8 protein-coding genes and 1 tRNA gene are annotated in these 9,686 nt (G+C 71.2%); 3 read left to right on the top strand and 6 right to left on the bottom strand.

Translation table 11 applies throughout. From position 1 onward, the window contains the following. Nucleotides 1–161: 161 nt before the first annotated feature. From QNO09_RS36630 to QNO09_RS36645, 4 genes are all read right to left on the bottom strand, one after another. Nucleotides 162–1,142: a ribose-phosphate diphosphokinase gene (locus QNO09_RS36630; RefSeq protein ID WP_283974559.1), complete on the bottom strand. Its 981-nt coding sequence runs from the start codon at nt 1,140–1,142 to the stop codon at nt 162–164. A 135-nt stretch (nt 1,143–1,277) separates the two neighbouring features. Next, nucleotides 1,278–2,726 (bottom strand): bifunctional UDP-N-acetylglucosamine diphosphorylase/glucosamine-1-phosphate N-acetyltransferase GlmU, encoded by a 1,449-nt coding sequence (gene glmU, locus QNO09_RS36635; protein ID WP_283974560.1) that lies wholly within the window; start codon nt 2,724–2,726, stop codon nt 1,278–1,280. A 124-nt stretch (nt 2,727–2,850) separates the two neighbouring features. Next, nucleotides 2,851–2,923, bottom strand: a tRNA-Gln gene (locus QNO09_RS36640). A 23-nt stretch (nt 2,924–2,946) separates the two neighbouring features. Continuing rightward, entirely contained in the window at nt 2,947–3,807 is an 861-nt protein-coding gene (locus QNO09_RS36645) for a hypothetical protein (protein WP_283974561.1), read from the bottom strand. 167 nt (nt 3,808–3,974) lie between these two features. Here QNO09_RS36645 and QNO09_RS36650 point away from each other — a divergent pair, with 167 nt between their 5' ends. Next, the gene (locus tag QNO09_RS36650) at nt 3,975–5,276 is read left to right on the top strand and encodes a sensor histidine kinase (RefSeq protein WP_283974562.1); all 1,302 of its coding nucleotides are present in this window, start codon (nt 3,975–3,977) and stop codon (nt 5,274–5,276) included. A 23-nt stretch (nt 5,277–5,299) separates the two neighbouring features. Here the strand turns inward: QNO09_RS36650 and QNO09_RS36655 are convergent, their stop codons facing one another. Together QNO09_RS36655 and QNO09_RS36660 are read right to left on the bottom strand one after the other, a co-directional pair. Then, nucleotides 5,300–5,833 carry an SUKH-3 domain-containing protein gene (locus tag QNO09_RS36655; RefSeq protein ID WP_283974563.1) on the bottom strand — a complete coding sequence of 178 codons (534 nt, stop codon included), beginning with the start codon at nt 5,831–5,833 and terminating at the stop codon, nt 5,300–5,302. 97 nt (nt 5,834–5,930) lie between these two features. Further along, nucleotides 5,931–6,533 (bottom strand): YwqJ-related putative deaminase, encoded by a 603-nt coding sequence (locus QNO09_RS36660; RefSeq protein WP_283974564.1) that lies wholly within the window; start codon nt 6,531–6,533, stop codon nt 5,931–5,933. Nucleotides 6,534–6,911: 378 nt separating this feature from the next. Here QNO09_RS36660 and QNO09_RS36665 point away from each other — a divergent pair, with 378 nt between their 5' ends. Further along, nucleotides 6,912–7,916, top strand: a complete 1,005-nt coding sequence (locus QNO09_RS36665) for an SMI1/KNR4 family protein (RefSeq protein ID WP_283974565.1) — start codon at nt 6,912–6,914, stop codon at nt 7,914–7,916. A gap of 8 nt (nt 7,917–7,924) precedes the next feature. After that, nucleotides 7,925–9,686 (top strand): SUKH-4 family immunity protein (locus tag QNO09_RS36670; RefSeq protein ID WP_502962392.1); only part of this gene is annotated, 1,762 nt, incomplete at its 3' end.

Here is a 9,686-nt window from a genome sequence, read left to right on the forward strand (position 1 = left end):
GGAGGTCACCCGGCCACGAACGGCCTGCTACGAAGAGCGCGTCGATAACGGACAGCCGCGTCCCGAAACGGAAACGGCCTCCCTCGCCGAGCAACTTCAGCAGTCTACTCGGAGGGGAAGGCCGCACCCAAAACGATCTACACAGACCCGACCAGCGACTCTTACTGGTCGTCGAACAGGCTCGTCACCGAACCGTCCTCGAACACCTCACGCACCGCGTTCGCGATCGTCGGCGCGATGGACAGCACCGAGATCTTGTCCAGGTCCCCGCTCAGCTCACCCGGCGTCGGCAGCGTGTTCGTGAACACGAACTCACTCACCCGCGAGTTCTTCAGACGATCGCTCGCCGGGCCCGACAGCACACCATGCGTCGCCGTCACGATCACGTCCTCCGCACCGTGCGCGAACAGCGCGTCCGCCGCGGCGCAGATCGTCCCACCCGTGTCGATCATGTCGTCCACCAGGACACACACGCGGCCCTTCACCTCACCCACGACCTCGTGGACGGTGACCTGGTTCGCCACATCCTTGTCCCGGCGCTTGTGCACGATCGCCAGCGGCGCACCCAGCCGGTCACACCAACGGTCCGCCACCCGGACCCGGCCCGCGTCCGGCGACACGACCGTCAGCTTCGCCCGGTCCACCTTCCGGCCCACATAGTCCGCCAGCAGCGGCAGCGCGAACAGGTGATCCACCGGACCGTCGAAGAAGCCCTGGATCTGGTCCGTGTGCAGATCCACCGTCAGGAGCCGGTCCGCACCCGCCGTCTTCATCATGTCCGCGATCAGACGCGCCGAAATCGGTTCACGCCCACGGTGCTTCTTGTCCTGCCGCGCGTAACCGTAGAACGGCACGATGACCGTGATGGAGCGGGCCGACGCACGCTTCAGCGCGTCGATCATGATCAACTGCTCCATGATCCACTTGTTGATCGGAGCCGTGTGGCTCTGGATCAGGAAACAGTCGGCACCACGCGCGGACTCCTGATACCGCACATAGATCTCACCGTTCGCGAAGTCGAAGGCCTTCGTCGGGACAACCCCGACACCCAGCTGTTGGGCGACCTCCTCCGCAAGCTCGGGGTGGGCGCGGCCGGAGAAGAACATCAACTTCTTCTCGCCGGTCGTCTTGATCCCGGTCACAGCACTGTCTCCTCAGAGGTTTCGCAGCTGGGTGTCGAGAGACCTCGCAGCCGGCTTGCCGGAGGCCGTCTCAGCTGGTGGGGGTGCGGGTGTGCACTTATCACCGTACGCCGTGTTTGAGGCATCGGTTTCCGGTCAGCCCTCACCGGCCGACTCCCGGGAAGCCGCCTCAGCCGCCCTCGCGGCCGCGCTCCCCGGACGCTTGCGAGCCACCCAACCCTCGATATTCCGCTGCTGACCACGGGCCACGGCCAGCGAACCGGGCGGCACATCCTTCGTGATCACGGACCCGGCGGCGGTGTACGCGCCGTCCCCCACCGTGACAGGCGCCACAAACATGTTGTCCGAGCCCGTCCGGCAGTGCGAACCGATGGTCGTGTGGTGCTTCTCCTGCCCGTCGTAGTTCACGAACACGCTCGCGGCACCGATGTTGGTCTGCTCCCCGATGGTCGCATCACCCACATAGGAAAGGTGCGGCACCTTCGTCCCGTCCCCGATCGACGCGTTCTTCGTCTCGACGTACGTCCCGATCTTGCCCTTCGCCCCCAGCCGCGTCCCCGGACGCAGATACGCGTACGGACCCACCGTCGCCTCCGGGCCGACCTCGGCGCCCGTGGCCACGGTGTTGTCGACCCGCGCACCCGCACCCACGCGCGTGTCGGTCAGCCGCGCGTTGGGCCCGACCTCGGCGCCCTCCGCCAGGTGCGTCGAACCGTGCAGCTGCGTGCCCGGGTGGACCACGGCGTCCTGCTCGAACGTGACCGTCACATCGATCCACGTGGTCGCCGGGTCGACGACCGTCACACCGGCGAGCATCGCCTCCGTCAGCAACCGGTCGTTCAGAGTCCGGCGGGCCTCCGACAACTGCACACGATTGTTGATGCCGGCGATCTCACGGTGGTCACCGGCCACCGACGCCCCCACCCGATGCCCGGCCTCACGCAGGATCCCCAGCACATCGGTCAGGTACTCCTCGCCCTGACTGTTGTCCGTCCGCACCTTCTTCAGCGCGTCCGCCAGCAACTGGCCGTCGAACGCGAACACCCCCGAATTGATCTCACGGATCGACCGCTGGGCCTCGCTGGCGTCCTTGTGCTCGACGATCGCGGTGACGGCTCCGGTCGCGTCGTCACGGACGATCCGCCCGTACCCCGTCGCGTCCGACACCTCGGCGGTCAGCACGGTGACCGCGTTGCCGTCGGCCGAGTGCGTGGCGGCGAGCGCCCGCAGCGTCGCCCCGGTCAGCAGCGGCGTATCGCCGCACACGACGACCACGGTCCCGTCCACGGACCCGCCCAGCTCCTCCAGGCCCCTCCGCACGGCGTGCCCCGTGCCGTTCTGCTCCGCCTGTACGGCGGTGCGCACGTCGGGCGCGATCTCGCCCAGATGCGCGGTGACCTTCTCCCGCGCGTGGCCGACCACGACGACCAGGTGCTCGGGCCGCAGCTCGCCCGCGGCGGCGAGCACGTGCCCGACGAGACTGCGACCGCAGAGCTCATGCAGGACCTTGGGTGTGGCCGACTTCATACGGGTGCCCTCACCCGCTGCGAGAACGACGACGGCTGCCGGGCGGTTGGCGCTCACGGGATGCCCTTCGGCTGTGGATGCGGTGGGGTGACATCCGCAGGATACCGGGGGGTTTTGTGGGGGGCATGAGAGTGGGCCCTGACTTGGCTGCCGCCGGTCAGGGCCCGAACGTGAGCATGCGCTCCCCCGCCAGGACTCGAACCCGGACAGATGGCACCAAAAGCCACAGTGCTTACCAATTACACCACGGGGGAATGAACTCGACTAAACCGGACATTTAGTCAGGTCGCCGAGCAGCGCCTCCTACTATGCCGTACCAGGCGCCTTCCATGCGACGGTAAAGGTCGGCGCTCTTGAGTACGTACACGATCAAGCAGCCGTGATACGCGTCTGAGGTGTTCTTCCGGCTTGTCTTCGGGTTGTGCTTTTTGAGGGTGGCCCTCTGGAATGTCGAGGGCTCGACACCTACCAAGGCGGCCCAAAACGTCTCGGCGCTCGCCACGTTGGCAGACTCGTGGATGCTCACCCGAAAGCGCAGGCGCTCGCGCTCCACGCCCAGTACGTCGAGCCGGCGCAGGAAGAAACTGATGACGTTCGGGTCGCTGTTGATGAAGTGCAGCCTCTCGCGGCGACCGTACGGCTTGTCCTTGGCTCCCTCGGCCCAGTAGAGGGTCACTCCGGCCAGGAAGACCTCTCTGTCGGACAGGTCGCCGACCGCATCCTTGGCGGCCTCCTTCATGCGCTGTCGTTCCTCGTCGCGCAGGCGCAAGGTGGCGTCCCAGCCCCGCCTCGCGATCGCCGACGCCTCCTCGGTGCTGCGCTTGCGCTCCGGCTTCGGCAGGTCCCGCACCCACAGCGAGATCGAACTCTTCGAGCAGCCCAGCTCCACCTGGATCCGGTCGTACGTCCAGCCCTGGAGCCGGAGCTCCCTCGCCTTCTCTCTCAGGTCGTCCTTCGCGTTCGGGCGCTTCGTCCAGGCCGGCGCGGGTTCGCCCTCCAGCAGGCGGTTGAGGATGTCGTTGTTGTCGACGTGGAGGCGGTCGCGGATCTGGCGGCGGCTGAGCCCTGCGCGGCGCAGCTCCACCGCCTTCTCGCGCAGGCCCTCGAAGTCCGCGTACTTGCCGAGTGCATGTGTCATAGGCATACCGTCCGGGCGGAATGGAGGCTTCCGGGGTCGAACGGTGAGCGATTCAGCAGTTCGAGGCATATCGGGTGGTTTCGCAGCCGAACGGTCACCCTGTGTGGTGTAGGCCAGTCCAGGAAATGCGCCGGAAAACCGGCGGGGGGCGCCTTTAGGCTGGAGGCATGACCGCGACGGGGGAAGACCATGTGACGGCCCGGGGAGGGCCGTGGTGGTGGGCCAGGCGGCGTAGTGCCGTGTTCGATGTGAGCCTGGCGGTGGTGTCCGCGCTGGAGTGCGCGTTGGAGGGGATGCCGTTCGCGAAGGACGCCGGGATCCCGGTGGCGGCGGGGGTCGTCTTCGGGGCGCTGGCCGGTTCCGTGCTGCTGGTGCGGAGGCGGTGGCCGATCGCGGTCGTGCTGGTGTCGATCGCCATCACGCCGGCCGAGATGGGTTTCCTGATGGGGGTCGTCGGCCTGTACACGCTGGCCGCGGCCGAGCTGCCCCGGCGGATCATCGCCTCGCTGGCGGGGATGTCGCTGGTCGGGACGATGATCGTGACGTTCGTGAAGACGCGGCAGGACATGTCGCGGGGGGACTTGGACATAGGGGACTGGTTCGTGCCCTTCGCGGCGATCACGATGTCGCTGGGGTTCACCGCGCCTCCGGTGCTGCTGGGTCTGTATGTGGGGGCACGGCGGCGGTTGATGGAGAGCCTGCGGGAGCGGGCGGACAGTCTGGAGCGGGAGCTTCAGTTGCTCGCGGAGCGGGCGGAGGAGCGGGCCGAGTGGGCCCGGAACGAGGAGCGGACGCGGATCGCGCGGGAGATGCACGATGTCGTCGCGCATCGGGTGAGTCTGATGGTGGTGCATGCCGCGGCGTTGCAGGCGGTGGCGCGGAAGGATCCGGAGAAGGCGGTCAGGAATGCCGCGCTGGTGGGGGACATGGGGCGGCAGGCGCTGACGGAGTTGCGGGAGATGCTCGGGGTGCTGCGCAGCGGTGGGGGCGACGTGCGGCGTGAGCGTGCGGCGTCGGTGCCGTTGGTGGCGGTGGGGGTGGCCGCGGCCGCGGCGGCTTCGCGGGCGGCGGATGACGAGGGGCCGTCGCTGGCGGAGATCGAGGAGTTGGTGGGGCAGTCGGCTGCCGCGGGGATGGTGGTGGCGTTCTCGGTGGAGGGGGATGCCCGGTCGTACGCGCCTGTGGTGGAGCAGGCGGCGTATCGGGTGGTGCAGGAGGCGTTGACGAACGTCCACAAGCACGCGGCCGGGGCGAAGACGTATGTGCGGTTGGCGCATCGGGTGTCGGAGATCGCGATGCAGGTGGAGAACGAGCCGCCTGAGGAGGCGGCGTCGTCGGCGCGGTTGCCGTCCGGGGGGAACGGGCTGGTGGGGATGAAGGAGCGGGTGTCGGCGCTGGGTGGGGTGTTCGTGTCCGGGCCGACGGATGCGGGGGGTTTTCGGGTGTCGGCGGTGATTCCTGCGTCGTAGCCCGTTCGGGGCGGGTCGCGTGGTCAGCCTGTGGTGAGGCGTACGGGGTCGGTGCCGGTGATGAGGGTGGCGAGGGCCTGGTCGATGTCGGGGCCGAGGTACCAGTCGCCGGTGTGGTCGAGGGTGTAGACGCGGCCGCCGGTGTCGATGGCGAGGAGGGCCTGGCTGTCGGTTTCGGCGCCGAGGGGGCAGACGTCGGTGCCGAGGGCGCGGCCGAGGTCGCCGAGGGTGCGGGCCATGTGGAGGCCGTGCAGCGGGTCGAGGTGGAGGGTGGCGGGGGCGACCTGGCGGCCGGGGCCGGTGGGGGTGATGTGGAGTCCGCCGAATTCGGCCCAGGCCTCGACGGCGGCGGGGAAGACGATGTGGCGGTGGCCGGCGGGGGAGGCGTGGTCGCGCAGGGCGTCGGCCCAGATCTCGGCTTGTTTGATGTCCCAGCGTCCGGGTTGCCAGCCGGCGGCGCGCAGGGCGGCGTCGACGGGTACGGCGAAGCGGGATGGGGGTCCCCCCTGCCCGAAGGGAGTTGAGGGCTTGGGGGAGGAGGTGCGGTCGGTGTGCATCTGCCCTTCGTCTCGTCGAGGTTTTCGGGGTGGCGTGAGGGGCGCGCCGGGGTGTCCGGTGGTGCGAGGGTGGTGCGGGGGGTGGGGGTGGGGGGCGTCAGTTGTTCCGGGACGCCGGGTCGACTATGCGCACGCCGAAGTGGGCGCTGAGCGCGGTGCAGGCGCGGCAGGGGGTGGCGAAGCTGCCGTGGAGGGGGTCGCCGTCCTCGCGGATGCGTCGGGCGGTGAGTTTGGCCTGCTTGAGGGCTTTGCGTGCCTCGCCGTTGGTCATGGGTTTGCGCGCGGCGCGTTTGCTGCGGGCGGTGTCGGCGGCGGCGATGTGGCGGGAGATGAGGATGGTTTCGGCGCAGCGGCCGGTGAAGCGGTCGCGCTGGGCGCTGGTGAGGGTGTCCAGGAAGTCCTGGACGAGGGGGTGCAGGGCGGGGGGTGTGTCGCCGCGGGCGGCGGTGCCGGTGAGGGTGGCGCCGCGGACGGAGAGTGCGGCGGCGACGGTGGGGAGGATGCCGTCGCGGCGGTGGCGGAGGACGGGGGCGTGGGCGGCTTCGGTGGAGCTCCAGCCGATGCGGGGGTCGCCGGCTCGGGGGTCGCCGTGTCGCGGGTCGCCGGCCAGGGGGCCGGTGGCGCGGGTGCGGGCTCGTGGGTCGCCGTTTCGTGGGTCGGCGGACCTGCCGGTGTGTGGCCCCGTCTGCGTCGCGTTCATGATCGTCTTCCCCTCCGTGCATCCCCCCGGAGGTCACAGACTGCCAAATGCCGCGGCTGGTGCGGAAGCTGGGGCGCTGCGACACGCCCGGAGCGGGGTGTGCCGTCACGGTGGGGTGACGGCCGGTCACGGAGGCGAAGGGGGTGCCGGCCGGTGCCGGTGACCGGTGTCGTCGCACCGCATAGGCTGTCGGCACCGCGGGCGATGCGGTGATCCGTTCGGAGATCGATGCCGTGAACCGGAGGGGGATCCGTGAGGGTCGGTGCCTGCGGTGACGTGCAGTGAAGTCGAGACAGATGACGTGACAGTCGATACGGGCCGTAGTGCGCCAGAGGTGGTGGATACGGGTCGTACAGAGTGCCGCAGGGGGCAACCGCCATGACGACAGGTCGGCTCGGGCAGCAAGCCGCGCCGCCGAACGCGGCCTACGCCGGGCAGGTCGTGCATTTCCCGGATCCGGTCCGGGCGGCCCGTCACCCGAGAGGGGTACGGGTCGACGAGCATGGTTACCCCGACTTCTCGGCTTACGCGCGTGCGGCCGCGGAGATCGCGGAGCCGCCGGAGGGCTTCGGCGTCGACGAGTTGCGGCTGACGGACTACGTGTCGGCGAACACGGCGCTGTCGGCGTCCGGGCACGAGCTGTGGGACACGGTGCCGGCGGTGGCCACGCCGCACGGTTGGACGTGGCACCACGTGGTGGGGACGCGGCGGCTGGAGCTGGTTCCGGTCGAGGTGAAGGCGCTGCTGCGGCATCACGGGGGCGTGGCCACGTCGGGCGTCGATCATGCCAAGCGGGGCACGCGGCCGCTGCAGGAGACGCGTCCGGCGCACTTCGGGCTGCCGAAGTCGGGTGTCGCGGTGACCGAGTCGCAGGTGCAGGGGGTCGAGGAGGATCTCGGCTACCGGCTGCCGGGTGCGTACCGGTTGTTCCTGAAGGCGGCGGGTGGCTGTGCGCCGGTGGGTGCCGCGCTGGACGCGGAGCTGGGGCTGCTGGTGGACCAGCCGTTCTTCACGGTGCGCGACGAGGCGGCGGTCAATGACCTGGTGTATGTCAACAAGTGTCTGCGTGACCATCTGACCAAGGACTATCTGGGGATCTCCTTCGTCCAGGGCGGGTTGCTCGCCGTGAAGGTGAAGGGTGAGCGGATCGGTTCGGTGTGGTTCTGCGCGTACGACGACGCGCGGGACGTGGATCCCTCGGTGCCGCCGGCGGAGCGGGTGGAGCGGTTGTTGCTGCCGTGCGGGGACGACTTCGATGTTTTCCTGTCGCGGCTGGCGGGCCATCCGCCGGAGTTGGAGACGGTGGCGAATCTGATGGTGGACGGCGGGTTCGCGCGTGTGGTGCCGGTGGGCGCGGTGTCGTCCTCGGCCGTGGGGGAGTGACGTCAGCGATGGTGACCTTCGCGCAGGCGCAGGAGCGCGCGGAAGAGTGGATCAACGGGGACCTGCCGTCGTACCAGCATCGTGAGGTGCGGGTGCGGGAGTTCGACCTCGGGTTCGTGGTGTGGGCCGAGGACCGGGCGGACGGGCCGCGGTCCGACGGCGGTGCGCAGCGGCTGGTGATCGCGCGGGACAGCGGTGAGGCGACGCTGTGGCCCGGGCTGCCGGTGGGTGAGGTGATCCGCCGGTACGAGGAGGAGTACGGCCGTGCGGACGCGGTGGACGAGCCGGCTGCCGCGGCGCCTGCCGCGCGGGTGGATCTGAATCAGACGTCGTTCCTGCTGACTCCGCCGGAGTGGTTGCAGGATGCGGCGGACAAGCTGGGGATTCCGGATGGGCGTGGTGCGGGGGCCGGTGCCGCGTCGGCGGCTGCCGGTGAAGCGAGTTCGGGTGCTGCTGGTGAGGGGGCGGCTTCCGGTTCCGTTTCCGGTGCCTCGGCCGGGGGTGCGGCGCCTCCCGCGCAGGGAGCGCCGGTCGCGCCGGACAGTGGTGCGGCGTGGCCGGCCGCCGGGGGGAGTGACCCTGGGGCGGACGACGGCTCGGTCGCCGGGCCGGGTGCTTCGGCCGCGCAGGGTGTGCCCGCCGGGGCGACGCCCTGGGCCGGTACGGACACCAACGGCGATGCCGGTGACGACCGGTCCGTGCCGTTGCCCGCGACGGTCTTCGCGCCGCCGCTGAGCGAGGACGACGGCACACCGCCGCCGTCGACCGCGCCCGATGCCAAGACGGCCCTGATGTCCGGCGGCAGCCGGCTTCCGCGGACGGCGGTGACGCCGGCGGTGGACGATCCGCACGCCCCTGGTTCCGGTGCGCAGGCCCCCGGGTCCGGTGCGCAGGCCCCCGGTTCCGGTCCGCAGGCCCCCGGGGCCGGCCCTGTGGGTGGTCCGGGCTACGGCTTCCCTTCGGGCCCGGCCACCGCGCCCGGCGTGCCGGGGACGCCGCCCGGTGGGGTGCCGCAGGGTGGCACGCCGCCGGTGCCGGGCGGGCAGCCCTACGGCTATCCGCAGAGCCCGCAGAGTTCGCAGTCGAGTACGCCGCCGCCCGGGTCGGGTGGGGCGACGTACGGGTATCCGCAGGGGGCGGGCGGCGGGGCCGCCGGACCTGGAGGTGGTGCGCCGCAGTCACCGGCCGCGCCGGGTGCGCCGGAGCGGCCGCTCGCGCCCCACGCCGGGGACATCGCCGACGCTGCGACCAGCAAGGCGGCTCCGCCGCCGGGTCGTGGGCGCGACGCGGGTCCGGCGACGCCGCCCCCGCCGGGTGCTCCGGGCGCTCCTGGTGCGCGCCCGGGCAGCACGCCGCCGCCGTCGGGGCCCGGGGGTCCGGGGACTCCGGCGGGTGGTTACGTACCCACGCAGCTCGTGTCGGCGCTCGGCCCCGAGGGGCTGGGCGGCCCGGGAGGGCCGGGTTCCGAGGGGCCTGCCGGTCCAGGCGGTTCCGGTGGTCCTGCGGGTGCCGGGGCTGCGCAGGGTCCGGGTGCCTCTCGGGGGCCGGGTGCGTCTCAGCCCTCGCAGCCGCCGGGGCCTCCGGGAGCGCCGGGCGCCCCGCAGCCGCCTGGCCCGCCCGGTGCGCCGCAGCCTCCGGGCGCCCCTGGTGGCACGCCCCCGGGCGGTGTCCACCAGGCCGCCACGATGTTCGCCGATCCCGGCCGGACGGGCCCGGGCGCCCCGCAGCCGCCCGGCCCGCCCGGTGCGCCGCGCCCGCCCGGTGCCCCCG

It is taken from the genome of Streptomyces sp. 378, from assembly GCF_030124145.1.
GTDB lineage: Bacteria > Actinomycetota > Actinomycetes > Streptomycetales > Streptomycetaceae > Streptomyces.

Bases quoted from the DNA above. Each gene is read 5' to 3' on its own strand.
- QNO09_RS36655 (WP_283974563.1), bottom strand. From the start codon at position 5,833: ATGCACACCGACCGCACCTCCTCCCCCAAGCCCTCAACTCCCTTCGGG.
- QNO09_RS36650 (WP_283974562.1), top strand. From the start codon at position 3,975: ATGACCGCGACGGGGGAAGACCATGTGACGGCCCGGGGAGGGCCGTGG.
- QNO09_RS36660 (WP_283974564.1), bottom strand. From the start codon at position 6,533: ATGAACGCGACGCAGACGGGGCCACACACCGGCAGGTCCGCCGACCCA.
- QNO09_RS36665 (WP_283974565.1), top strand. From the start codon at position 6,912: ATGACGACAGGTCGGCTCGGGCAGCAAGCCGCGCCGCCGAACGCGGCC.
- QNO09_RS36645 (WP_283974561.1), bottom strand. From the start codon at position 3,807: ATGACACATGCACTCGGCAAGTACGCGGACTTCGAGGGCCTGCGCGAG.